19 protein-coding genes and 1 tRNA gene are annotated in these 24,952 nt (G+C 49.6%); 8 read left to right on the forward strand and 12 right to left on the reverse strand.

All coding sequences use genetic code 11. The features are described from left to right. The first annotated feature begins 156 nt into the window (after positions 1–156). Positions 157–375: a translation initiation factor IF-1 gene (gene infA, locus E1189_RS09960; RefSeq protein ID WP_155159927.1), complete on the forward strand. Its 219-nt coding sequence runs from the start codon at positions 157–159 to the stop codon at positions 373–375. A 69-nt stretch (positions 376–444) separates the two neighbouring features. On the opposite strand, the gene clpA is transcribed toward infA, so the two are convergent. Both clpA and clpS read right to left on the reverse strand, forming a co-directional pair. Continuing rightward, positions 445–2,724: an ATP-dependent Clp protease ATP-binding subunit ClpA gene (clpA, locus tag E1189_RS09965; protein WP_155159928.1), complete on the reverse strand. Its 2,280-nt coding sequence runs from the start codon at positions 2,722–2,724 to the stop codon at positions 445–447. Between the two features lie 19 nt (positions 2,725–2,743). Further along, entirely contained in the window at positions 2,744–3,109 is a 366-nt protein-coding gene (gene clpS / locus E1189_RS09970; protein ID WP_155159929.1) for an ATP-dependent Clp protease adapter ClpS, read from the reverse strand. Between the two features lie 201 nt (positions 3,110–3,310). On the opposite strand from clpS, the gene E1189_RS09975 reads away from it, so the two are divergent. Next, complete coding sequence (locus tag E1189_RS09975; protein ID WP_155159930.1) at positions 3,311–3,589, forward strand: cold shock domain-containing protein; 279 nt, start codon at positions 3,311–3,313, stop codon at positions 3,587–3,589. A gap of 111 nt (positions 3,590–3,700) precedes the next feature. On the opposite strand, the gene icd is transcribed toward E1189_RS09975, so the two are convergent. Then, positions 3,701–4,957, reverse strand: a complete 1,257-nt coding sequence (gene icd, locus E1189_RS09980) for an NADP-dependent isocitrate dehydrogenase (RefSeq protein WP_155159931.1) — start codon at positions 4,955–4,957, stop codon at positions 3,701–3,703. A gap of 310 nt (positions 4,958–5,267) precedes the next feature. On the opposite strand from icd, the gene mnmA reads away from it, so the two are divergent. The 3 genes from mnmA to purB all read left to right on the forward strand — a co-directional run bounded on the left by mnmA (position 5,268) and on the right by purB (position 8,498). Beyond that, entirely contained in the window at positions 5,268–6,374 is a 1,107-nt protein-coding gene (gene mnmA, locus E1189_RS09985) for a tRNA 2-thiouridine(34) synthase MnmA (protein ID WP_155159932.1), read from the forward strand. A 72-nt stretch (positions 6,375–6,446) separates the two neighbouring features. Next, positions 6,447–7,073, forward strand: coding sequence for a high frequency lysogenization protein HflD (gene hflD, locus E1189_RS09990; RefSeq protein WP_329601970.1), 627 nt, complete (start codon positions 6,447–6,449; stop codon positions 7,071–7,073). Between the two features lie 60 nt (positions 7,074–7,133). Continuing rightward, entirely contained in the window at positions 7,134–8,498 is a 1,365-nt protein-coding gene (gene purB / locus E1189_RS09995; protein WP_155159933.1) for an adenylosuccinate lyase, read from the forward strand. Positions 8,499–8,555: 57 nt separating this feature from the next. Here purB and E1189_RS10000 read toward each other — a convergent pair whose 3' ends face one another. Both E1189_RS10000 and E1189_RS10005 read right to left on the reverse strand, forming a co-directional pair. Beyond that, positions 8,556–9,329: a hypothetical protein gene (locus E1189_RS10000; RefSeq protein WP_155159934.1), complete on the reverse strand. Its 774-nt coding sequence runs from the start codon at positions 9,327–9,329 to the stop codon at positions 8,556–8,558. Positions 9,330–9,528: 199 nt separating this feature from the next. After that, the gene (locus E1189_RS10005; protein ID WP_155159935.1) at positions 9,529–11,703 is read right to left on the reverse strand and encodes a malate synthase G; all 2,175 of its coding nucleotides are present in this window, start codon (positions 11,701–11,703) and stop codon (positions 9,529–9,531) included. A 451-nt stretch (positions 11,704–12,154) separates the two neighbouring features. On the opposite strand from E1189_RS10005, the gene E1189_RS10010 reads away from it, so the two are divergent. Beyond that, positions 12,155–13,750: an isocitrate lyase gene (locus E1189_RS10010; protein ID WP_155159936.1), complete on the forward strand. Its 1,596-nt coding sequence runs from the start codon at positions 12,155–12,157 to the stop codon at positions 13,748–13,750. A 129-nt stretch (positions 13,751–13,879) separates the two neighbouring features. Continuing rightward, positions 13,880–14,440, forward strand: a complete 561-nt coding sequence (locus E1189_RS10015) for a hypothetical protein (protein WP_155159937.1) — start codon at positions 13,880–13,882, stop codon at positions 14,438–14,440. A 51-nt stretch (positions 14,441–14,491) separates the two neighbouring features. Here the strand turns inward: E1189_RS10015 and E1189_RS10020 are convergent, their stop codons facing one another. The 5 genes from E1189_RS10020 to ppsR form a co-directional block, all read right to left on the reverse strand. Continuing rightward, entirely contained in the window at positions 14,492–15,463 is a 972-nt protein-coding gene (locus tag E1189_RS10020; RefSeq protein ID WP_329601971.1) for a LysR family transcriptional regulator, read from the reverse strand. Positions 15,464–15,544: 81 nt separating this feature from the next. Beyond that, positions 15,545–17,716, reverse strand: coding sequence for a hypothetical protein (locus E1189_RS10025; RefSeq protein ID WP_155159939.1), 2,172 nt, complete (start codon positions 17,714–17,716; stop codon positions 15,545–15,547). Between the two features lie 98 nt (positions 17,717–17,814). Continuing rightward, positions 17,815–19,122: a YjiH family protein gene (locus tag E1189_RS10030; RefSeq protein WP_155159940.1), complete on the reverse strand. Its 1,308-nt coding sequence runs from the start codon at positions 19,120–19,122 to the stop codon at positions 17,815–17,817. Positions 19,123–19,337: 215 nt separating this feature from the next. Next, a tRNA-Cys gene (locus E1189_RS10035) sits at positions 19,338–19,411 on the reverse strand. A gap of 65 nt (positions 19,412–19,476) precedes the next feature. Then, complete coding sequence (ppsR, locus tag E1189_RS10040; RefSeq protein WP_155159941.1) at positions 19,477–20,313, reverse strand: posphoenolpyruvate synthetase regulatory kinase/phosphorylase PpsR; 837 nt, start codon at positions 20,311–20,313, stop codon at positions 19,477–19,479. Between the two features lie 339 nt (positions 20,314–20,652). Here ppsR and ppsA point away from each other — a divergent pair, with 339 nt between their 5' ends. Further along, positions 20,653–23,022, forward strand: a complete 2,370-nt coding sequence (gene ppsA / locus E1189_RS10045) for a phosphoenolpyruvate synthase (RefSeq protein WP_155159942.1) — start codon at positions 20,653–20,655, stop codon at positions 23,020–23,022. An 85-nt stretch (positions 23,023–23,107) separates the two neighbouring features. On the opposite strand, the gene E1189_RS10050 is transcribed toward ppsA, so the two are convergent. Next, positions 23,108–24,154: a coiled-coil domain-containing protein gene (locus E1189_RS10050; RefSeq protein WP_155159943.1), complete on the reverse strand. Its 1,047-nt coding sequence runs from the start codon at positions 24,152–24,154 to the stop codon at positions 23,108–23,110. Between the two features lie 464 nt (positions 24,155–24,618). Continuing rightward, entirely contained in the window at positions 24,619–24,825 is a 207-nt protein-coding gene (locus E1189_RS10055) for a cold-shock protein (RefSeq protein ID WP_155159944.1), read from the reverse strand. Positions 24,826–24,952: the final 127 nt, after the last annotated feature.

The following is a 24,952-nucleotide window of genomic DNA, read 5'->3' on the forward strand; positions in this document are numbered from 1 at the left end:
ATTATGCGAAAGCAATTGTCCGGGTACTTATTTGACGGCATGCTTTGCCTATTTTGCGAATTTCGGGCAGAATGCTCGCCAAATTTTCCTTGTAAGCCTGAAAAAATAATTCTATCGGGGTTACAATACAGTTTGTTCTGACGAGGTATATGCCGAATGGCAAAAGAAGAATCCATTGAAATGGAAGGTGTTGTTGTTGATACACTTCCTAACACTATGTTCCGTGTAGAGCTGGAAAACGGTCACGTTGTGACTGCACATATTTCCGGCAAAATGCGCAAGAACTACATCCGTATCCTGACTGGCGACAAGGTGCGTGTAGAGCTGACTCCATACGACCTGAACAAGGCTCGTATTGTATACCGCGCACGTTAATTGCCGGATACAAAAAAAGCCTGCTGACCTTACTGGTAAGCAGGCTTTTTTCATACTGCATTGACTGATTTATTCAGTTTCTGATGCCGGCTCTTTGGTTGGCTCAATCTTGAAAGACAGGTCTCCGCCCTTCACACCGATCTTCACCAAGCCTCCGCTGATTAACTTACCGAACAGAATATCTTCTGCCAGAGACTTCTTGATCTTATCCTGAACCAGACGCGCCATCGGGCGTGCGCCCATCAGTTTGTCGTAGCCATTTTTAGCCAGCCACTCACGGGCTGTCTTGTTGACTTCGATCTGAACCTTGCGTTCGTCCAGCTGTGCCTGAAGTTCCGTCAGCTGCTTATCAACAACGCTGGCAATAACTTCTTCAGAGAGCGGATTGAACTGGATCACAGAGTCCAAACGGTTACGGAATTCCGGAGTAAACGTTTTCTTGATGGCTTCTGTGCCGTCGGTCTGATGATCCTGCTCGACAAAGCCAATAGATGAGCGGTTCATCATCTCTGCACCGGCGTTGGTGGTCATGATCAGAATGACGTTACGGAAGTCCGCCTTGCGGCCGTTGTTGTCGGTGAGAGTACCATGATCCATCACCTGCAGCAGCAGGTTGAATACATCGGGGTGGCCCTTCTCAATCTCATCAAGCAACAGCACACAGTGTGGAGTCTTGTTGATCGCCTCAGTGAGCAAACCGCCCTGATCAAAGCCCACATAGCCTGGAGGTGCACCGATTAAACGAGAAACGGTGTGACGTTCCATGTATTCGGACATATCGAAGCGTACAAGCTCAATACCAAGGGATTTAGCCAGTTGCTTACAGACTTCTGTTTTACCAACACCGGTTGGGCCTGCAAACAGGAAGCAGCCAACAGGCTTCTCGCTGGGCTTCAAACCGGCACGGGACAGGCGAATGTTTGTAGACAGCGCGGTAACGGCTTCATCCTGCCCGAAGATAGTCATCTTCAGGTTACGAGGCAGTTTCTCCAGCAGATCTTTATCTGAGGCAGACACAGACTTAGGTGGAATACGTGCCATCTTAGAAACAATGGCTTCCACTTCCGTAACACCGATCGTCTCTTTACGGTCTTCTTTGGTTTGCAGGCGCTGATAGGCGCCGGCTTCGTCAATAACATCAATAGCCTTATCTGGCATATGGCGGTCATTTATATAGCGGTCAGCCAGCTCAGCCGCCGCGCGCATGGCTTCTCTGTCATAGGTGATGTCGTGGTGCTCTTCGAATTTGGGTTTAAGACCCATAAGAATTTCGAAGGTGTCGTCTACATTTGGCTCCTGCACATCCACTTTCTGGAAGCGGCGGGCCAGTGCACGATCCTTCTCAAAGATACCGCGGAATTCCTGGAAAGTAGTAGAACCTATGCAGCGCAACTCCCCGGAGGTCAGCAGGGGCTTCAACAGGTTGGAGGCATCCATAACACCACCGGATGCAGCACCTGCACCGATAATGGTGTGAATCTCATCGATAAAGAGGATGGCGCCCTCTTTGCGGCGTAGCTCAGACAGCAGCTGTTTGAAACGCTTCTCGAAGTCACCACGATATTTTGTACCGGCCAGCAGTGCACCCAGGTCGAGGGAATAAACGATGCAGTCTTTCAGAATCTCAGGAACATCGCCGTCAACAATGCGCTTGGCAAGGCCTTCGGCAATAGCGGTTTTACCAACACCCGCTTCACCAACCAGTAAAGGGTTGTTCTTACGGCGACGAGTAAGAATCTGACAAACCCGCTCTACTTCCTGATCACGGCCAACCAGCGGATCGATTTTGCCGATCTTAGCTTGCTCATTCAGGTTAAGAGTGTAAGAGTCCAGAGGGCGTGCACCCTGCCCTTCAGGGTCGGCATTCTCTTCGACAAGTTCTTGGCCAATGCCTTCAGCACCCTGATGGCCGGGAACCTTGGAAATGCCGTGGGCGATATAGTTGACCACGTCTATACGGGCAATTTCCTGCTGTTTAAGGAAGTAAACGGCCTGACTTTCCTGTTCACTGAAAATGGCTACCAGCACATTGGCACCATTCACTTCTTTTTTACCGGAACTCTGAACATGGAAAACGGCACGCTGCAGAACACGCTGGAAGCCCAGTGTTGGCTGAGTTTCTCTCTCGTCGTCTCCAGCGGGAATATGGGGTGTTGTTGAATCGATGAATTTGGTGAGTTCTTCACGCAGCTGCTGGATATCTGCGCCGCAGGCTTCTAGCACATCAGCCGCCGACGCATTATCCAATAGCGCTAGCAGCAGGTGCTCTACGGTCATGAACTCATGGCGTTTATTGCGCGCTTCACGGAAAGCACTGTTGAGCGTCTGTTCGAGATCTTTATTAAGCATTTTCGTACCCGATGGAGCCTTAATCAGTGGCTTTTTGAACCTTGCACATCAGAGGATGCTGATGTTCCCGCGAGTATCGGTTGACCTGCTCGGCACGGGTTTCTGCAATATCCCGTGTATAAACGCCACAGACCGCCGACCCCTGGGTGTGCACCAACAGCATTATCTGAGTGGCCCGTTCCCTGGACATCCTGAAAAACTGCTCGAGAATCTCGACTACGAAATCCATAGGGGTGTAGTCATCATTCATCAATATGACTTTGTACTTCGGCGGCGGTTTCAGCTTTGGTTTTGCCGTGGCAACGGCAACCGAACTGTCTTCGTCATACTCACTATGATGATCTTTACCTTCTGATGATAGTCGAATCCGCTCGATGGAACTCATCTTCTCTATTGTTAACCTGCTCTTGTCAACGTAGTGTCACATGGTTCGTGTCAAATAGTAATAGCTGAGTATCATGCTTGACAGAGGCTTGACACTCGTAGTTACATATCTAAAACTAGTTCTGACCCATGGATATGGGGTTCGACAAGAATAATAACACTAAAAAAAAGAAAGCATCAGGAGTAGAAGAGGGATATAACGATGCCAACAGGAAAAGTTAAGTGGTTCAATAACGCGAAAGGCTATGGGTTTATTCTCCCTGGTGAAGAAGGTAATGGTGAAGATCTCTTCGTACATTACTCTTCCATCACGATGGATGGGTATAAAACCCTGAAAGCGGGCCAGCAAGTCAGCTACGACATCATTCAAGGGCCCAAAGGTCTTCATGCCATAAATATTGGCATCCTCTCCGAAGACGGTTCCGAACCTGCAACCCCAGCCGTTACCCCTGCGACACAAGAAGCTATCTCCGAAACATAAAGCTGTATTGTTGCGGTTCGCCCGCTTGTACATGCTTTACCGAGATGCAAACAGACAAATAAAAAGGGAACAGCGCACACTGTTCCCTTTTTTTATCTGTGATAGAAGTTATTACATGTGCTTCACAACTGCATCACCGAACTCAGAACACTTCAATAAAGTAGCATCGTCCATCAGACGCTCGAAATCGTAAGTCACAGTCTTGGCCTCAATGGCACCCTCCATACCCTTAATGATCAGGTCGGCGGCTTCGTTCCAGCCCATATGGCGCAACATCATTTCGGCCGACAGAATCAGTGACCCCGGGTTCACTTTATCCTGACCAGCGTACTTAGGTGCAGTACCGTGGGTCGCTTCGAAGATAGCAACCTTTCCACCAATGTTTGCACCAGGGGCGATGCCGATACCACCCACTTCCGCAGCCAGAGCGTCGGAAATATAGTCACCGTTCAGGTTCAGGGTTGCGATAACGGAGTACTCTGCCGGGCGCATCAGAATCTGTTGAAGGAATGCATCGGCAATTACATCTTTAATGATGATCTCGCTGCCGGTCTTCGGGTTTTTCAAAGTGTGCCACGGGCCACCATCCAAAGGTGTGGCACCAAACTGTTCTGCTGCCAGTTCATAGCCCCAGTCTTTAAAGGAGCCTTCGGTGAACTTCATGATGTTGCCTTTGTGAACCAGGGTCACGGAAGGCAGATCGTTGTCGATAGCGTGCTGTATCGCCTTACGCACGAGGCGCTGAGTACCTTGTTTGGACACAGGCTTAATACCGATACCGCAGCCTTCATCAAAGCGGATCTTGGTCACACCCATCTCTTCTTTGAGGAAGGTGATCAGTTTTTGAGCTTCCGTGCTGTCAGCCTGCCACTCAATGCCTGCATAAATATCTTCAGAGTTTTCCCGGAATATCACCATATCGGTTTTTTCAGGGCTGACTACAGGGCTTGGGACACCCTTAAACCAGCGAACAGGACGAATGCAGGCATAGAGATCCAGCTCTTGACGAAGAGCGACGTTCAGGGAGCGGATGCCCCCGCCAACAGGTGTGGTCAGAGGCCCTTTGATACTGACGCTGTACTCTTTCAGAGCTTCCAGAGTTTCGGCAGGCATCCACTCATCAGGGCCGTAAACGTGGGTTGCTTTCTCTCCGGTGTATACCTCCATCCAAACGATAGACTTCTCACCGCCGTAGGCTTTTTCTACAGCTGCATCAACAACTTTGAGCATGGCAGGGGTGACATCAACACCAATGCCATCACCTTCAATAAAAGGGATGACTGGGTTGTTGGGAACATTCAGTGAGAGGTCAGCGTTTACCGTGATTTTTTCACCATCGGCAGGAACCTGGATCTTCTGGTATCCCATTATTAACTCCATTATTTGGAATGTGGACCGATACTTCTCACCACGGGTAGTAGGTTGATATCGGCTTGTCGAATATTGTTGTAGTTTTGCTACATTCCAGCGGCGCTAGCGGGTGCAGCCTGATTTTGGAATACAAAGATACCGCAATAGCCCCTATTAATAAATGCGGTTTGTTGCAAAACTACAATTCAATCCAGATATGTGTAAACTGACTCGTGGCCATCTATCGCGGTTTATTCTTGTGGACGTTCCTTTGACATTGCTTAAAATAGAGCAACTTTAAAGCCTATTCGAGTTTTCTTGAGATTTTATGACCGATAACTCCCAGACCCGTGTCATCGTCGGCATGTCCGGCGGCGTGGATTCCTCAGTCTCTGCCCTGCTTCTGCAACAGCAGGGCTATCAGGTAGAGGGATTGTTTATGAAAAACTGGGAGGAAGACGACGGCACGGAATACTGTACGGCCCGTGAAGACCTGGCCGACGCCCAGAAAGTGTGTGACAAACTGGGCATTCACCTTCATCAGGCGAACTTTGCTGCAGAATACTGGGATAATGTATTCGAGCACTTTCTGGAGGAATATAAAGCGGGTCGCACACCCAACCCGGATATTCTCTGCAACCGGGAAATTAAGTTCAAAGCTTTCCTTGACTATGCAATGGCTCTGGGTGCCGACCTGATCGCCACTGGTCATTATGTGCGCCGTGATGATTCTGGTGAAAAGGTACTGATGCGCAAAGGGTTGGATAGCAACAAAGATCAGAGCTACTTTCTTCATGCGGTGGGCGAAGCACAGATTGCCAGAACTCTGTTCCCTGTCGGCGAGCTGGAGAAAAGTGAAGTACGGGCTATTGCGGAAAAGCACGATCTCGTCACCTTCAACAAAAAAGACAGCACCGGCATTTGCTTTATCGGTGAACGTCGTTTCCGTGACTTTCTCAAACAGTATATTCCAGCTCAGCCCGGCACTATCGAAACTGAATCCGGTGAAGTGATTGGTGAACACCACGGCCTTATGTACCACACCATCGGCCAGCGTCAGGGCCTGGGCATTGGTGGCTTGAAGAACGCTAGCGATGAACCATGGTATGTGCTGGAGAAAGAGCTGGACCGCAATGTACTGATCGTAGGTCAGGGTAACGATAATCCCCTGCTGTTCTCCAAGGCGTTGTCAACTGATACCATCTACTGGATTAATGATGAGCCAGAGTTGCCTGCCAAACTGTCTGCCAAAGTACGCTACCGTCAGAGCGATCAGGGATGCACTCTTTATAAAGATGAGAATGGCCGCTATCAGGTTGTTTTCGATGATCCTCAGCGTGCAGTCACTCCGGGGCAGTCGGTGGTGTTCTACGATGGCGATATTTGTCTGGGTGGTGGTGTGATCGAACAACGCCACAAAGAGTTGGCAGAGTAAGCACTTTACCAGAGATACATACAGGCCAGCATGAATGCTGGCTTTTCAGCCTAATCAGGAAAGTAAAACGCTGTGACCCATAATGAATCCGACTGCGTACTTGCTCTGGCGGGTCTATTTCAGGCCTGCAGTCTGGTAGAAAAAGTTGCCAAAACCGGGCAGGCGCCAGCCGATACCATGGAGACCGCTATTAAGAGCATTTTTAATACCAACCCTAAGGATGTTCCGGATGTGTATGGAGATGTTCAAAGCGTTCATACCGGATTAAGGCTGGTTCGTGGCCTGCTTGAGCGTGATCCGGAAGTGGTGCGCTCCGACACCATTCGCTACGCCCTCACCCTGATTCACTTGGAACGAAAGGTCCGTGGTAATGGTGGCATGATGAATACCATTGGTGATGGTATTAACCGCGCCCGTGGCCAGCTCAACCATTTTGATCACCTTCATGAAAACCTGATGGCCAGCTTGGCGGGGGTTTATCTGGACAGTGTCAGCACTTTCAAGACTCGTGTTCAGGTGACTGGAAACCTCAACAATCTGCAAAACCCGGCCAGCGCTAACAAGATTCGTGCGAGTCTGCTGGCGGGTTTACGTTCAGCCATCCTGTGGCGACAGATTGGTGGACGTCGCTGGCATTTGGTATTTTCCCGTAAATCCATGCTTCGAGAGGCATCCAACCTGTTGAAAGGGCAGATTTAACGAGAAATATGTTGTAGGATGCGCGCGCTTTCTGAAATTGATACTGACAAGGGTTTCCCAATGGAACTGTCATCGCTGACTGCGATCTCCCCCGTCGACGGCCGTTACGGCAACAAGACCAGCGCCCTGAGAGGCATTTTCAGCGAATACGGCCTGATCCGTGCCCGTGTAGAAGTGGAGGTTCGCTGGCTGCAACGCCTGAGCCAGCACGCGCAAATTCCTGAACTGCCCACATTCAGTGAGGAAGCCAGCGCTCTTCTGAACGCTATCGTAACCGACTTTTCCGTTGAAGATGCCAGCGAAGTCAAAGCCATTGAGCGTACTACCAACCACGATGTCAAAGCGGTTGAGTACTTCATCAAAGGCAAGATGAAAGACCATGAAGAACTGGCCAAAGCACTCGAGTTCGTTCACTTTGCCTGCACCTCCGAAGATATCAATAACCTGTCCCACGGCTTGATGCTCAGGGAAGGTCGCGAGACTGTTCTGGCCACCATGACCAGAGTGATGGAAGCGATTCGCGCCCTGGCTCACGAACACGCCGCCACTCCTATGCTGAGCCGTACCCACGGACAAACCGCCTCCCCTACCACACTGGGTAAGGAAATGGCGAACGTGGCTTACCGCCTGCAACGTCAGTTGGAGCAACTGAAAGCCGTGCCTCTTCTGGGTAAGATCAACGGTGCCGTAGGTAACTACAACGCCCACCTGGCCACCTATCCTGAGATCAACTGGGAAGAGAATGCGCAGGAGTTCATTGAATCTCTGGGGCTGACCTTCAACCCTTACACTATCCAGATTGAGCCACACGATTACATCGCCGAGCTGTTTGATGTGATACGTCGATTCAACACTATCCTGCTTGATTTCGATCGTGATATCTGGTCTTACATTTCCGTAGGCTACTTCAAACAGCGCACCATTGCTGGTGAAGTGGGCTCCTCAACCATGCCTCATAAGGTTAACCCCATCGACTTTGAAAATTCCGAAGGCAACCTGGGGCTGGCCAATGCAGTGATGGAGCATATGGCGGTGAAACTGCCTGTGTCCCGCTGGCAGCGTGACCTGACCGACTCCACCGTTCTGCGCAACATGGGTGTAGGCATGGCTTACAGCATGATTGCCTATGAAGCCTCCCTGAAAGGTATCAGCAAGCTGGAAGCCAACGCGGCTCGTTTAGCAGAAGACCTTGATAACGCCTGGGAAGTGCTGGCAGAACCTGTGCAAACCGTTATGCGTCGCTATGGTATTGCCGAACCCTACGAAAAGCTGAAAGCCTTCACCCGTGGTAAGGTTATTACCCGTGATGCCATGCTGGAGTTTGTAGATCAACTGGAGATACCGGAAAAGGCCAAAGCGTCTCTTAGAGCTATGACCCCTGCCAGTTATATTGGTAATGCCGAGGAGCAGGCCAGTAAAGTCTGACCCCGGCTTGATGGCAGAATAAAACTATTTATTCGATGAAGAGGTATCACTGTCTGATCACAGTTCGCCATACTTCTTCATCCGAATACGGGTTATGTAATAATTATTTTTCCCCATATGGACGAGTTCAGCACTCAGTGACTGGCCATGTCTCTTTGCTTCTTCTAAATAAGCACACACTCTCTCGGAACCCGATTGCAATATGGCAGGCTTGGATGTTGTCTTTTCTGTGGGAGTTAATTCAAACTGCGTCTCACAGTAGGCTTCCGCATAGCCACGAATACCCTCCACCATAAGCGTTGCCATCTGCTCTGCCTGCTTGATTCGAGACTCAGGATGATCATCACAGACTACTTTTTTCACAAGCTCGTCCTGAACAATCTTCTCACGGTGGTAAAAAGATTCTTGGGTGATACTGCATAGATAGTGGTTCTGGTCATCGGCGACTTTGCGGGTTATGGTCGATGGAGAGAAGTCAACGGGAGTCCCGTGCTGCACCGCAGGAGAAAGTGCTGAGAGCAAGCTTTGACGATTGGGGTCATTGATAGCTTTCTTCCCAACCAGATTGTAATAATCGGATGTTTCAAAAGCCGGGGTTATCCATTGTCTCTCTGTCATCGTCCAGCCACCACTTTCGATTGTTTTTTCATGATAAGTCCGGGGCAATGGCTCCGTATGAATGGTGTGTTGCTGCACATCGGATTCAGCCTCGATCATGGCTTTCAGGCCGTCCAGAGGTAGGCCCTGGTGGATTTCAAAGCTCTGGCCAGTGAGGGGGAAGAGGGAAAGAAGCAGGGCAATGCCCTGTGCGATGACCGTATGCTTATACATTGTTAAGATCTCCTTTTCTTACGCTATTGTCTCTGAAAATAAATTCTCCTAATGCCTATTCGATTGTCTTTGGCCGTTTTGGTTCCCTGGCGCTGTCAATTAATATGTGAAAGCCCGGTCATCTCACTCCCTTATTTGGGGAATAAAGAAGGACCGGGCCGCAAACATGATAGTTAGTTGTTACCGTAGGGCGGGTAGCCTATACACTTGATTTGGCCTTGGCTTCCCGGCGGCGGGCATGCAATACCGGCTCGGTATAGCCGTTGGGCTGCTCTGCTCCCCGCAGTACCAGATCACAGGCTGCCTGAAAGGCTACGCTGTCATCAAAGTTGGGAGCCATATTGCGATACCGGGGATCATTGGCGTTCTGGCGATCCACAACACCGGCCATGCGCTGCAGGGTTTCCACCACCTGCTCTTCACTGCAAATGCCATGGCGCAGCCAGTTGGCAATATGCTGGCTGGAGATACGCAGAGTGGCACGGTCTTCCATCAGGCCTACATCATTGATGTCTGGTACTTTCGAGCATCCCACACCCTGATCAATCCAGCGCACCACGTAACCCAGAATACCCTGGGCGTTGTTGTCCAGTTCATTCTGAATATCTTCGGCGCTGAGTGATGATGCATCTTCAAGCAAAGGCAAAGTGAGAATGTCGTCCAGACTGGCGCGCTCCCGTTGAGCCAGCTCTTCCTGACGGGCAACAACACTGATTTTGTGATAGTGCAGAGCGTGAAGAGTAGCTGCCACAGGCGACGGAACCCATGCGGTATTGGCACCGGCCATGGGGTGCCCCACTTTGACTTCCATCATATCTGCCATATTATCAGGCACGGGCCACATACCCTTGCCAATCTGAGCACGGCCTTTCAGGCCTGCGGCCAGGCCGATATCCACATTCCAGTCTTCGTAGGCTTTAATCCATGCCGCCTGTTTCATGGGTGCCTTGCGCACAACGGCACCGGCTTCCATGGAGGTATGGATTTCATCACCAGTGCGATCCAGGAATCCGGTATTGATAAACACAACACGCTCTTTGGCTTCGGCGATACAGGCTTTCAGGTTAACGGTGGTGCGACGCTCCTCATCCATAATGCCTATTTTCAGGGTATTGCGGGTAAGGCCGAGAGCATCTTCAATACGGTTGAACAGGGTGTTGGCAAAGGCCACTTCTTCTGGGCCGTGCATTTTCGGCTTAACGATATATACACTGCCCTGACGGGAGTTGCTGTTTACGCCCTGCCGCTTCAGATCATGGATAGCAATCAAAGACGTCAGCATGCCATCAATAATCCCTTCCGGCACTTCACGGCCTTCACCATCCAGAATGGCTTCATTAGTCATCAGGTGGCCAACATTTCGTACGAACAACAGGCTGCGCCCTGGGAGGGTGACAGTCTCGCCATTAGCACCTGTGTAGGTACGATCTGGATTCAGCGTACGCACAAAACTCTTACCGCCCTTCTCTACGTTTTCTTCCAAGTCGCCTTTCATCAGGCCAAGCCAGTTGCGGTATACAACAACCTTGTCGTCGGCATCAACGGCAGCGATAGAATCTTCGCAATCCATAATGGCGGTGAGTGCAGATTCAACCAGCAAATCTTTTACACTGGCGGGGTCGTCTTTCCCGATAGGGCTGTTCGCATCGATTTGAACTTCAATGTGCAAACCATTGTTTTTCAAGAGAATAGCTTCAGGGCTTTCTGCATCACCACGGAAGCCGACGAAGCCTTCCGGAGCGACCAGCCCGACTTCTTTACCGTCGGAAAGCTTAACCGCCAGCTGGTTCTCTTTCACGGAGTAAGTGACAGCATTGCTGTGATCTCCACCGGCCAGAGGCGCTGCTTCATTCAGTACGCCACGGGCATAGGCAATTACTTTCGCGCCTCGCCTGGGGTTGTAACCTTTGCCCTTCTCTGCGCCGTCATTTTCGTCAATCACATCGGTGCCGTAGAGGGCGTCGTACAGGCTGCCCCAGCGGGCATTAGCGGCATTCAGTGCGTAACGAGCGTTCATAACTGGCACCACTAGCTGAGGGCCAGCAATGGTTGCGACTTCGGCGTCCACGTTTTTCGTTGTGATTGTAAAGTCCGCCACTTCCGGCAACAGGTAACCGATTTTCAAAAGAAACTTTTTGTAAGCAGCAGGGTTGTGAGGTTTGTTATCCCGGTGCCAGGCATCGATCTGAGCCTGTAATTCATCACGCTTAGTCAGAAGCTGGCGATTGACCGGTGCCAGATCGTTCACAATGGCTTCAAAGGCGCTCCAGAAAACCTGTGGCTCTACACCAGTTCCCGGTGCAATCTCTTTCTCTACCAAGTCGTAAAGCACACTGGCGATTTGCAGTGACCCGAACTGTGTACGTTCTGTCATCGTTTTACCCCGTTTGTGATACCCGAACCGCTGACGCCGCTCTTTGTCAATTTTTGTAATCACTCGCTCCCTGGGAGCATAAGTATACGGCGCAAAAATGCCTGAAAAAGATGATAATGCCAAGAGTGAGTAAATGAGGAGTAAGAGGCCAGTGCTGCAAAAATGCTCAGAAAGTCCCTGAAATGGCAGTATTAGAAGAGCTCCTTATGGGTTGAAGGCCACTATTCATCAGATAAATACCTGAAATAAAAAAGGGACATTGTAATCAATTGTGACATTTACTTAGAATGCTCACACCGAAGCGATAACGATTCGGATACAGAACGCATTCAAGCAGCTATTGCAGCAGCTTCCCAGTCTGCATAGTTAAAGCAGCGTAGCAGGCCGCACCATCGCACTTATGACAACACCAAAGATGGCTCGGTTGCTACATAAAAACAAAGGACCGATCATGTCAGATTACCTGCAAGACATTGACTCCGTTGCTTCCCTCAAGGCCACACAAGGCTCACCCTGGGATACCATCAATCCTGAATCCGTTGCTCGCATGCGTGCCCAGAACAAATTCAAGACGGGCCTGGATATTGCCAGATATACTGCTGCTGTTATGCGTCGTGACATGGCTGAGTTCGACAAGGATAAAACCAAGTACACCCAGTCTCTGGGTTGCTGGCACGGTTTTGTGGGGCAGCAGAAACTAATCTCCATCAAGAAACACTTCGGTAGCACTGAGCGTAAATACCTCTATCTTTCTGGCTGGATGGTTGCTGCCCTGCGTTCCGATTTTGGCCCTCTGCCTGATCAGTCCATGCATGAAAAAACAGCTGTTGCCGGCCTGGTTGAAGAGCTGTACACCTTCCTGCGTCAAGCCGATGCCCGTGAACTGGGTGGCCTGTTCCGAGCACTGGATGCGGCCCGTGAAGCGGGTGATTCTATGAAAGAGAAAGAGATTCAGTCTCAGATCGACAACCATGAAACCCACGTTGTGCCCATCGTTGCAGACATTGACGCAGGCTTCGGTAATGCTGAAGCCACCTACCTGATGGCCAAGCAGATGATCGAAGCCGGTGCCTGTGCCCTGCAGATTGAAAACCAGGTGGCAGACGAGAAGCAGTGTGGCCACCAGGACGGTAAAGTGACTGTTCCCCACGCAGATTTTCATAACAAACTGCGCGCCCTGCGTTACGCATTCCTGGAGCTGGGTGTTGACGACGGTGTTATCGTAGCCCGTACCGACTCTGAAGGCGCCGGTCTGACCAAAGAAATCGCTGTTGTAAAGGAACCCGGTGATCAGGGTGATGTTTACAACTCCTTCCTGGACGTTGAAGACGTGTCTCCAGAAGACACCGCTGAAGGTGATGTACTGATCAGCCGTAACGGCAAGCTGGTTCGCCCTAAGCGCCTGCCCTCCGGTCTGTACCAGTTCCGTCAGGGCACCGGCCATGAGCGTTGTGTATTTGATTGTATCGAAGCCATCAATGCGGGCGCTGATCTGCTGTGGATCGAAACGGCTGTGCCTACTGTCCACGAAATCAAGGGCATGATGGACGAAGTTCGTAAGGTTCACCCCGATGCGAAGCTGGTTTACAACAACAGCCCATCCTTTAACTGGACTCTGAACTTCCGCCAGCAGACTTTCGATGCCTGGGAAGCGGAAGGCAAAGACGTATCTGCTTACGACCGCAGCAACCTGATGTCTGCCGAATACGACGATTCTGAACTGTCTGCTGCAGCTGACGCCCGGGTTAAAACCTTCCAGGCTGATACAGCCCGCGAAGCGAACGTATTCCACCACCTGATCACTCTGCCCACTTATCACACCACGGCTCTGTCCGTTGATAACCTGGCCAAAGAGTATTTCGGTGACAAGGCCATGCTGGGTTATGTGGAAGGTGTTCAGCGTAAGGAAATCCGTCAGGGTATCGCCTGCGTGAAGCACCAGAACATGGCTGGTTCCGATATCGGCGACGACCACAAAGAATACTTTGCTGGTGAGAACGCCCTGAAGGCTGGCGGCGCAAAGAATACTTCTAACCAGTTCAGTTAATCCGCTGTTTTGGTAACCTGTGCAATAACGAAGAGCTTTGCCAACCGGTGAAACTCGAATAAGGCGGCCTCTGGTCGCCTTTTGTGTTTAACAATAATCATCACCCAGACAGTACAGAGTGAGATAACCATGAGCACTGCCCCGGATTACCTGCAAGATGCCACAAGCCTGCTAAGTTCTAATGGCTTTGCTACAGGCAAGACTTGGTACCACGGCACATCATCAGCCTTGCTCCCCTCCATTCAGAAACACGGATTAAAGCGTTCCGGTGATCAGGCCATGAATCAGATGGCGAAACAGACCATGGCTACCATCGGTAACAGTTATGTCGAAACCATCGAGCCTGTGTTTCTGACCCAAAGCAAAGAGATTGCTTACTACTGGGCGCAACAAACCATTCGTCAGCGCAGCACTCGTTTTGAGGGAGACGAGCTGCCTGTGGTGGTGGCAGTGAATCTGCCTGCAGATCAGGCTGCCAAGGTGAGACCCGATGTGGGTGCGGCAGGCTTGTTGATGGTAAAGGAAGGTGAAGGCTATCTGGCCTTTATTGCCGGTTTGTATGATAAAGCTGGCCTGGCTGTTCCCGGGATTGATTTGATGAAAGCTGATCGCATGGAGTATCTCAATAAACTGGGCATGGCTTACTGTGATCAGAATATTGATCCGGAGTGTCTTGATCTGGTGGCGTGATATTTCCCACAGGGATGCCCCAGCCAGAAGCTGGGGACTCATCCGTTACAACTAACGGGACTCTGCCCGCGTGCTGCGCGGGTTAAGCTCTGGCCTGCGAGCCAGTTCCACAATCAACCGCCTTAACCAGCGATGCCCTGAGTCCTGTTGCAACAACGGGCTCCAGGCCATTTTCAGCTCAATAGGCGGGATAAAGAATGGCGGCGGCATAATCACCAGTTCTGGATCATCGCTCATCAGCTTTGCAGCCCTCGTGGGCAATGTTGCAATCAAATCGTTTTGGCGGGAAAGCTGCATGGCCACATGGTAGTGACGAGTGAACACGGCAATCTGCCTCTTCTGTCCGAGGCGGTTTAAGGCATCATCCACCCATCCCAGGCGCTGTATATCTTCCGGGTTGACTCCCACTCCAACCCCCATACCGGTTTTACTCACCCAGATATGTCGTGCCTGAAGATAATTCTCCAGGGTGAACTTACGGCGTATCAGGTTTTTCTTGCTCATCAGGCAGGAGAAACCATCTTCCCAGATAATGCTCTGGTGGAAGGATTGGGGCATATCATCAAAGCGGTTGATCGCCATATCTACCCTGCCCTGCTCCACATCGTGAAAATCCACATCGCTGGGGGTGAGCATATCCAGGGTGATATTGGGGGCGTCTTTGCGCAGCTGGCGAAGCAATAAGGGAATAAGAGTGGATTCCGCATAATCACTGGCCATGATGCGGAACACTCGCTTACTGGACAGTGCATCAAAATCCGTTTGCGGGCGAATGGCCTGTTCGACATCGGAGAGCACATTGCGGATGAGAGGTTGCAGTGCAAGGGCTCTTGCTGTTGGCGTCATGCCATCACTGGTCCTGACCAGCAGCGGGTCGTTAAAGAGATCCCGCAACCGGCGCAGACCATTACTCATTGCTGGCTGGGTAATGCCCAGCTGGTCTGCTGCCCGGGTGACATTCCGTTCCCGCAGCAGCGTATCCAAGTAGACCAGCAGATTCAAATCCACCCTTGATATATTCACCATTATTATTCTCAGGCATCCGCTATAAGCTTGAGAAATTATGACACGCTCTTACCCATGAAACGAGGGGCTGCTGGGAGGCTAGTGAATATTCCCATCAGGCAGCAGTGTGCCAAAGGTGCTGTAGTAGGTGCTATTCAGAGTACCGTGTGAGTAATGGGGCCCCAGCAGGGAATCCAGGAACAGTCCATCGACGACTTTGCTGTGATTCCATTTTACCTCCCTTGATGCGTAGGGAGTCAGAGCAGTCATCAGGACATTGGCGGATAGCGCAGTTAAAGCCAGTACGCCGGCAGCAGGAGCCCCTAACGCAGGAATCGTCATTGCTGCTCCTGCAAGTGCGCCAACTGTTCCACCAATGGGAGTAATGATACTGTACGCACTGAGCAGGTAAGAGATAGTCCAGTTCTGGCTCCATGTGCTCCATACACTGCCCACGTACATCTCATGGCGAACATTGTCATAGATGCCTCGAATGGTAATTCTTAATACGCCGGTATTGGGCCAGCCGCTGGTGTGGTCAACCCCAAATAGTGCACCGCGGCACCAGACATCCTGTTCGGGAATAATATAATCAACACCTTTCGGGTCATTGTATATAAAGAAACGTCGCCAGGGTGTTTCTGTGGATTGTAAATAGACCATAGGTTTGGTATTGCCCGGAGCAACACGGACAGAGATGCCGGTATTAAAACTAAATCGATTGTCACCGCGTCTTGGACGATAATTGGCAATCTGTACACCATTGGTCAGCTGACAGCCCAACTCTTCTTCTGTAGCAATAGCAGGTTCTTCTTCGCCTTCATCGCCCCGAATGCACATGCTGGAGTCATCACCCTCTGCACAGGTATCGAAGTCATCATCGGCATAGTCATAGTCATCTTCATCCTGCACACTGTCATCATCTGAGCAGTGCTCACAGAAGACACCTGACAGTTTGTCATGGGGGATGATATCAGTATCTATTCTGGCTTTTCTGATCTTAGACTCATTCACGCTATTACGGGTTAACGCCGCACTCATACGGGCATCGTTCAAGGCTGATACCATTTTGTTAATGTTGTTGATGGCTACTTTTGATTGATATACCTCACCAACAATACTGCCAACACCATCCTGAGTATTGTCAAGAATGTCCCGGTTGTTGTTGATCAGAGCCTCCAGCTCAACTAATTGATCACCGGCAGCTTTGTAGTGAATATCCTGATCTATACCCTCTGAACTCATACCTGCTGCAACCGATTCATCAGCCTCATTTATTAACTCATGGAGACTCTTACCCTGAAAAGCTGTATGGGAAAAATTCAGAGACTGGGAGCGTAAACTGGTACGCAGGCTACTCAACATCGTTCGAATAGTTGTGATGCTCACAGGTTGATGTTCGTCGTAGCTGTTTTGGGATGACGTTTCGTACACGTAATGGGCCAGCTTGGCGACATCATGACTGGTTTGAGTGCGATCAATGACATCATAACCTGGACGCAGCATCGGCATCATACAGTGGGGGGAGTTCAGATCGCACTGAGGGTCCCGTGGATCGTAACGGTAATGGCGGTTATGGGGATAGGATGTGGCTTTATTCCACCAGGATTTATAGGCTCTGACTCCTGCATCATACACTCCCGTGTAAGGGTAATCATTCTCTAACGTCGCAACCCGAAGGAAGTAAAAATCCTGTCCGGTATCCTTGTTGGTGTAGTTTTCCAATCTGGCCGACAAGGACCCGATTGCCGAATCAAAAAACTCATTGCTGGCCAGAAGATCACGCCCTTTCCACTGTAAGTAAAGGCCTGAGCCGCTGCAGCGGAAATCTGCATAACGGTTGGTTTTTCCATCAATGAACACCTGATTGTCACCAATCCAGTGAAATTTCTCATTCTGGTGCTCACTGGTAATCATAAGAGAAATATTTTTTTTGTGAGGATCCACAACAATGGCAAAGAAAGACATTCTTGGGGAGCTGTGATTGTAAAGCAGGCGCTCCTTGGCGACATCCCAGGTATCGTAGCCCCAATCACTTACCCAACCCCAAACGCCAGGGTAGTTACGCATGCTCATGTTGTATTTGGAGGTTTGCCTGTCCAGTTCATCAATACTGGCCTTCATTTTGGCGAAGTCCACCTTACTGTCGTGTTTGGTGACATAGATATTTTCTGGGATTATGCACTTATTCCAGATGACGTCTGCCGAACTTCCAGCGCAGAGGAGAGATAGAGCAGTCAGAGCGAAAAGGCTATTGAGAAAGCGTTTCACAGGCAGCACCTTGACCTGGGAGAATGGTGCTTCCTATGAGTCGTAAAGAGCTCTGAAGGTTCCGAATCGAGGGCGTGTCGAAATGTTACTAAAAGTCATTAACCAAAGTAATATTTGGCAAAAAGCACAATAATAGGCAGCGCAAGGGCTGTACGAATAAGGAACAGGGTCAGCAGTTGGAGGAAGTTAAGTGGTATTGCAGAGCGCATAATCAGCACTCCGACTTCCGACATATAGATGAGCTGGGCAATGGAGAGTGCGCTGATCACGAAGCGGGTTATTTCACTTTCTATCTTGGCGCAAAATGCAGCGGGCAGGAACATGTCTGCAAAGCCAAGGAGAACGGCCGGTGCTGCTTTTTCAGCTTCGGGAAGACCGAATAACTCTAAAATCGGAACGACTGGGGCCCCAAGCCAGTAAAAGAGGCTGGTTTCCTGACCAATAATTAACCCAAGTGTGGCAATGGTCATAATGATTGGCATAAAGACAAACCAAATGTCCAAAGCGTTAGTCAGCCCTTTTTTTAAGATAAGGCTAAGGCTGGGTGCCTTTTCCGCTTTATTGACAGCCATCAGAAAGCCCTTGAACAGGCCCCGGGGGGCATTCAATGGGTCGGCTTCTGAAGTGTAACTGGCACCGTGATGATAGGTATCGGGAATAGATCTCAAAGGCCAGATTCTTGGAAGAATCAGTGCAATGATCAGGCAGGTTGTAATCACAGTGAGATAAAAGTATGGAAACATGTGGGACAGACCCACAAAGTTCACTACAACTACGCAAAAGGAAATAGAGACGATAGAGAAAGTTGATGCTATTACAGCAGCTTCACGGGCGGTGTAATAGCCATTTTCATACTGCCTTGCCGTTATCAGAGTGCCTACTGTGCCATCTCCGAGAAGCGATGCGATAATATCCACGCCACTGTTTCCCGGAATTTTATAAAGGGGCTTAAGAATTCTGTGTAGAAAGACACCCACCAGTTCAACCAGCCCATAATCCAGCAGAAACGGTAGAAACAGCCCCGCCAGAAGAAAGAAGATAAACAGTACGCTAAGCAGATCGTATAGAACAACGGCTCCCGTCTCTGTCCCCCATAACCATTCCGGGCCAATTTTACCCAGGGTCATAATAGCGATCACCGCAGCAATAATTCTCACACAAATCCAGAACAGTGATGTGTCCAGTAAGGAGCGTAAAAGTTTGTTGTTGTGAATAAATGCAGGCTCTAACACTCGTGAGACAAGAGACCCCAAAGCAGAAAGTGACAAGGTGGCCGTCACAACATATGGCAACCATTGTTGAACAACTTCCAGTATTGAATAGCCAATCAAACCGATCAATACCGTTGGTCCCCTCGGGCTGTCGATGGGAATCAGAAACAGGCAAACCCCCAACAGGGAAGGCAAAAGAAATCTCAGGACTTTACTATAACCACTGAGGGAGACGAGTGTGGACTTATTCGACAATTGAAATCCATGTTAAGTCGTTGTTTATGCCAGTTCAGTCTAGCTAAAGACTATAGGGTGGCAATTTCTTATATTTGAATGACGATAAAGAGAGGGTGTGTGGGGCTTTATTTTAGTCAAAAAAAAAGACCAGCCATTGCTGATCTTTTTAAATTTGGAGGCGAGTACCGGAGTCGAACCGGTCTAAATGGAGTTGCAGTCCACTGCATAACCGCTTTGCTAACTCGCCAGGGACGATGCGAATAATATAGACAGAATGATTATAAATCAACAGGTTATGCGTACGCCCTGCATCTATTTTACTCTTCTCTCTATACCTGCTTGAGCAATAACACGAGTAGATATCTCTTCAACGGAGTAATGAGTGGTATCAAGGAACGGAATATTGTTCTGCTGAAACATCTGGGCCACTTCTTCCAGCTCCAGAGCACATTGGCGTGGAGAAGCATAACGGCTGTTTGGACGGCGCTCATGGCGGATGGCTGCAAGGCGCTCAGGGCTGATAGTCAATCCAAAGAGCTTACTCTTATGGGGCTTGAGCACCTTGGGTAAACGCATCATATCCAGGTCATCTTCGGTAATTGGGTAATTGGCCGCCTGAATGCCGAACTGCAACCCCATATAAAGGCAAGTTGGTGTTTTGCCACATCGGGATACCCCCACAATAATGATGTCGGCATCATCATAAAAGCGTGTTTTGGCACCATCATCATTTTCTATGGCGAAATGGACAGCATCAATACGCTGGTTGTATTTGTGTGCAGCTCCATGAATGGAACGTTTCTTACCTACCTGATGAGAAGCATGAGCATTGAGCTGACGCTCCAGAGAAGGCATGTAGGTATCAAAAATATCTGCATGATAAGCAGGTGCAGAGCGAATCATATCCGCAATGGCTTCATCAATAATGGTGCTGAATAATAAGGGCTGTGGCCCACCCTGCTGGCTGACCCGGGTAATCTCCCCAACAACCTCTTGCGCTTTTTCGAGGGTGTCAATGTAGGGCAGAGTTACTTTTTCAAATTCGATATGTTCGAACTGGGCCAGGAGGCTCTGTCCAAAAGATTCGGCGGTTATTCCGGTTCCATCGGAGACAAAAAAAACAGAGGTGGTTCTTTTTTGTTCATTCATGATCGAAATCTGCACCTTGACCTAGGTAAATACACTTAATCTCACAGGTTGTGTGTTTTTTCCTGTGCTTTCGACACGTATAGTACGCATCGCATACACACCTGACAAAAAGCAAAGAAGAGTTATAAATGCTATAGATAACCGGTATTCACTTATGGCTCTGTTATGAATACGGTAAAACCAGTATTGTTGTTTCCCGGTTTGAGGTTTTGCCGTACATCGTCTGGGATTTTTTCTGTCAGCAGACGCAGGGATCATTTGGCATTCTCTGTATTATGGGCAAATGTGCGCGTCTGCAACCCAATATTGTTTTAGGCTGTTTTCTTTAGGGGGTATCTGTTGGAAACCTATGTGCTTGGTCTTGAAAAGCTTGGTGCGGGTGACGTTGAGATAGTTGGCGGTAAAAATGCCTCTCTTGGCGAGATGATCAGTAACCTCTCCGGTGCCGGTGTGTCTGTTCCCGGGGGGTTCGCTACAACCGCTCAAGCCTATCGTGATTTTCTGGAAAAGAGTGGCCTGGATGAACGCATCCACACACTGCTGGATACTCTGAATGTTGATGATGTTCGTGCTCTGGCTGAGGCAGGTAAGAAAATTCGGCAGTGGGTTGTGGATGAGCCTTTCCAGCCCGAATTAGAAGAAGCCATTAAATCCAGCTGGGAAGTTCTGCAGGGTGGCAATGGTAGCCTCTCCGTTGCCGTTCGCTCCTCTGCTACCGCAGAAGATTTGCCAGATGCTTCCTTTGCCGGACAGCAGGAAACCTTCCTGAATATTCGCGGTTACGACAATGTGCTTGTCGCCATCAAAGAAGTGTTTGCCTCCCTTTTTAATGATCGCGCCATCGCTTACCGCGTGCATCAGGGTTTTGACCATCGTGAAGTGGCGCTGTCTGCCGGCATTCAAAAAATGGTGCGCAGTGAAACCGCCTCATCTGGTGTTATGTTTACTCTGGATACGGAGTCCGGTTTCCGTGATGCTGTCTTTATCACCTCGTCCTATGGTCTGGGTGAAACCGTTGTTCAGGGTGCTGTAAATCCTGATGAGTTCTACGTTCACAAGCCCACCCTGAAAGCCAGCTGCCCTGCCGTACTGCGCAGAAATCTGGGTAGTAAGGCTTTGAAGATGACTTACACCAATGATTCTTCAGCTGGTCGCTCCGTTCAGACCCTGGAAGTGAGTGAGGCAGAGCGCCGCCAGTTCTCCATTACTGATGCAGAGGTGGAAGAACTGGCTCGTCAGGCCCTGATTATTGAAGAGCATTACAAGCGTCCCATGGATATTGAGTGGGCGAAAGATGGTGACGATGGCAAGCTGTATATTGTCCAGGCTCGCCCCGAGACTGTTAAGAGCCGCAGTGCCGGTGTTATAGAACGCTACCTGCTGAATGAAAAGGGCCAGGTGCTGGCCGAAGGTCGCAGTATAGGGCAGAAAATCGGTAGCGGCAGCGTGAAAATCATTCACGATATTACCGAAATGGACCGTGTAAAAGCCGGGGATGTGTTGGTCACAGATATGACTGACCCGGACTGGGAGCCTATTATGAAGCGGGCTTCTGCGATTGTAACTAATCGCGGTGGTCGCACCTGCCATGCGGCTATCATTGCTCGCGAGCTGGGCATTCCTGCAGTTGTTGGTTGCGGTGATGCAACTCAACGTCTGAAAGATGGAATGCCTGTTACCGTGTCCTGTGCCGAAGGTGACACTGGCCTGATTTATGAGGGTTTGCTGGACTTTGATGTTCACAGTAACTCCGTTGACTCCATGCCAGAGCTGCCCTTCAAGCTGATGATGAATGTGGGCAATCCCGATCGTGCTTTCGATTTTGCCAGCATCCCTCATAATGGTGTTGGTCTGGCTCGCCTGGAGTTCATCATCAATCGAATGATTGGTGTACACCCTAAGGCGCTGTTGAACTACGACAGTTTGCCAGCAGATTTGCAAGGAACTGTCGATAAGCGCATTGCGGGATATAAGAGTCCTGTAGACTTCTACGTTGATAAACTGGTTGAAGGTGTATCCACCATTGCTGCGGCATTCTACCCAGCCAAAGTGATTGTGCGACTCTCCGACTTTAAGTCTAACGAGTATGCCAACCTGATCGGCGGTAAGCTCTATGAACCGGAAGAAGAAAACCCCATGCTGGGTTTCCGTGGTGCCTCTCGTTATATATCTGAAGGTTTCCGTGACTGTTTTGAGTTGGAATGCCGAGCCATGCGCAGAGTGCGCGATGATATGGGGCTGACCAATATTGAGCTCATGGTTCCATTTGTGCGGACAGTCGGAGAAGCCAAACAGGTCTCCGAGCTGCTGGCGGAAAATGGGCTGCGCCGTGGCGAGAATGGTCTGCGTCTGATCATGATGTGCGAACTCCCCGCTAACGCTCTGCTGGCCGAGTCTTTCCTTGAGTACTTTGATGGTTTCTCCATTGGCTCTAACGATATGACCCAGCTGACGCTTGGTCTGGATCGCGACTCCGGCATTATCGCCCACCTGTTTGATGAGCGAAACGAGGCTGTTAAAGCATTGTTGGCTATGGCGATCCAGGCGTGTCGTAAGGCTGGAAAGTATATTGGCATCTGTGGTCAGGGCCCTTCTGACCATCCGGATCTGGCTAAATGGCTGATGGAGCAAGGGATTGATACTGTTTCCCTGAACCCTGACAGTGTCCTGGAAACCTGGTTCTATCTGGCAGATAAAGAAATTTCGTAAGTCTTTATGCTTTAGATCTGCTTGCTGCATAGAAAGCGGCGACTGATTGAAAAATCAGTCGCCGTTTTTTTAGAGCGTTTTTGTATCACTGACTCTTCTTGCTCAGCGCTCCAGCCAGCTGAATGCCCTCCATGCGAGCCTCCAGACGAATGACCTGCTCAGACAGCTGACGGTTTTCTTTTTCCAGTACTGCATTGCTCTCTTTCGCTGTTGCCAGTGAGTCAAGCTGTTCTACTAACTTGTTGTTTTCAGCGATTCTATTCTTGAGCTCGTCTTGCGCGTTGAGGAGTTCAGCAATGCGGGCTTCTACATCATCTCCAAGATTTTTTTGCAGGCGTTCAAGGGTGTCCACCTTGTACTTGGCTACCTCCTCTCTTTGTTTGAAGGCTTCAATGTCTTCCAGAGCCAGATCATAGGCTCTGCCACGATTTGCCAGCAAAGACTCCAGCTGAACTTTTTCCTTCTCTGCAGTTGCAAGTGCTGCGCTGTCTTTTTCTGAGGCCTTCAGAAGGCGTGCCTTCTCACGGCGTTCTTCATCAATAACCTTTAGCCAGTGGTCAATGATCTTGGTGTGGGATTCATCCAGTCGGCGCTCTTGCTCAGCCAGCGCCTGCTCAGATCGCTTCGCTTCTTGAGTGAGCTTTTCTTCAAGCTGCTGGAGTTGCTGGGATTGATGTTCAAAACGTTCGGAGATGCTGGTGAGTTTCTGCTCCCATTCCCTGTTTTGTTTTTGCAGAACTTCACACTGTTCTTCCAAGTGTTGTTTAGCCTGAGTTTCGCTCTCCAGCTGTGACTTTAACTCATCCAGTTGTTGTCTCCATATTTCCGACTGGGCTGCGTAATGGTCGCGTTCTTCATCCAGTTGATCCTGAATGATCCGAGCCTGTTCTCCCTGGCGAAACTTCTCTTTGCCGATCTCCCGCTTCAGAACTCTCACCAGATCTCCAGACAGTTCAATACCGTCATCCTCTCCCAGAATTTCCAGCTCCTGCCATTCCCGGTAATAGGGTAATACGGTCTGTTTGCCCATTTTGGCCTGTGTCGCCAGTTTCTGTGCAGTGACCTTCTCTCCTGCACTCTTCATATCATCCAAAACACTAAAAATCAGAGTACGACGTTGTGAATCTTGCATAAAACCCTTAAAACCTAAATTTATAAAACCTTGAATACCAGTATTATAATACCAGTATTTAAGGTTTCATTTCCATAAGCAACAAACATATTTAGTACCGGTAATATTAATTACCGGTACTAAATGCAAATAGTGATGAAAATCTACAGTCGTCTATAGCACAGAAGGCTCAGACAGCTTTAAAAGGCAGAAAATAGGAAGACTGAAGGTCAAACGACCAGGGCAGGTATTAATCTCGAAAAAGCGTGAGCAGCATCAGAAGAGTAAAGGCCAAACTACAATGGTGGGCTTAAAAATCAACTACGTCTGCAACCACGAGCAGCAGACAAGGGGCTGGAAGAGTCGGGTGTCTTACCGGAACGTATTGGAACAGCATCGGTCAGGGCGCCACGCGCCATATCGAGCGCACAAAAAAAGGCGATCATCGAAAGATGATCGCCTTTTGTGCTTTAAAAAAGCCGAAGTTAGATAACTTCGATTTCTTCAGCCTGAGGACCTTTCTGGCCCTGAGTTACGGTGAAGCGTACTTGCTGGCCTTCAACCAGAGTACGGAAGCCTTCGCCTTTGATCTGACGGAAATGTGCGAATACGTCAGGACCACTTTCCTGAGCAATGAAACCGAAACCTTTCTCGTCAGAGAACCACTTAACTGTGCCGGTAGTAGCAGACATTATGTCACCTGTATTTCAAAAATAATGGTGCTTTGCGAACAAAGCGGTAGTGCTAGAAGTTTCGCTATTATTTATGAAGAACTGGGACGAGCTGCTACACCCGAAACACGAAATCTGTACATAAAAA

Origin of the sequence: Parendozoicomonas verongulae, assembly GCF_009711465.1 — a bacterium.
Lineage (GTDB): Bacteria > Pseudomonadota > Gammaproteobacteria > Pseudomonadales > Endozoicomonadaceae > Sansalvadorimonas > Sansalvadorimonas verongulae.

What these genes read in the sequence shown, in the direction of transcription:
- E1189_RS10000 (WP_155159934.1), bottom strand. Translation starts at nt 9,329, where the DNA reads ATGTATAAGCATACGGTCATCGCACAGGGCATTGCCCTGCTTCTTTCC.
- clpA (WP_155159928.1), bottom strand. Translation starts at nt 2,724, where the DNA reads ATGCTTAATAAAGATCTCGAACAGACGCTCAACAGTGCTTTCCGTGAA.
- icd (WP_155159931.1), bottom strand. Translation starts at nt 4,957, where the DNA reads ATGGGATACCAGAAGATCCAGGTTCCTGCCGATGGTGAAAAAATCACG.
- E1189_RS10055 (WP_155159944.1), bottom strand. Translation starts at nt 24,825, where the DNA reads ATGTCTGCTACTACCGGCACAGTTAAGTGGTTCTCTGACGAGAAAGGT.
- infA (WP_155159927.1), top strand. Translation starts at nt 157, where the DNA reads ATGGCAAAAGAAGAATCCATTGAAATGGAAGGTGTTGTTGTTGATACA.
- E1189_RS10015 (WP_155159937.1), top strand. Translation starts at nt 13,880, where the DNA reads ATGAGCACTGCCCCGGATTACCTGCAAGATGCCACAAGCCTGCTAAGT.
- E1189_RS10050 (WP_155159943.1), bottom strand. Translation starts at nt 24,154, where the DNA reads ATGCAAGATTCACAACGTCGTACTCTGATTTTTAGTGTTTTGGATGAT.
- E1189_RS10010 (WP_155159936.1), top strand. Translation starts at nt 12,155, where the DNA reads ATGTCAGATTACCTGCAAGACATTGACTCCGTTGCTTCCCTCAAGGCC.
- mnmA (WP_155159932.1), top strand. Translation starts at nt 5,268, where the DNA reads ATGACCGATAACTCCCAGACCCGTGTCATCGTCGGCATGTCCGGCGGC.
- ppsR (WP_155159941.1), bottom strand. Translation starts at nt 20,313, where the DNA reads ATGAATGAACAAAAAAGAACCACCTCTGTTTTTTTTGTCTCCGATGGA.
- clpS (WP_155159929.1), bottom strand. Translation starts at nt 3,109, where the DNA reads ATGAGTTCCATCGAGCGGATTCGACTATCATCAGAAGGTAAAGATCAT.
- purB (WP_155159933.1), top strand. Translation starts at nt 7,134, where the DNA reads ATGGAACTGTCATCGCTGACTGCGATCTCCCCCGTCGACGGCCGTTAC.
- E1189_RS10005 (WP_155159935.1), bottom strand. Translation starts at nt 11,703, where the DNA reads ATGACAGAACGTACACAGTTCGGGTCACTGCAAATCGCCAGTGTGCTT.
- E1189_RS09975 (WP_155159930.1), top strand. Translation starts at nt 3,311, where the DNA reads ATGCCAACAGGAAAAGTTAAGTGGTTCAATAACGCGAAAGGCTATGGG.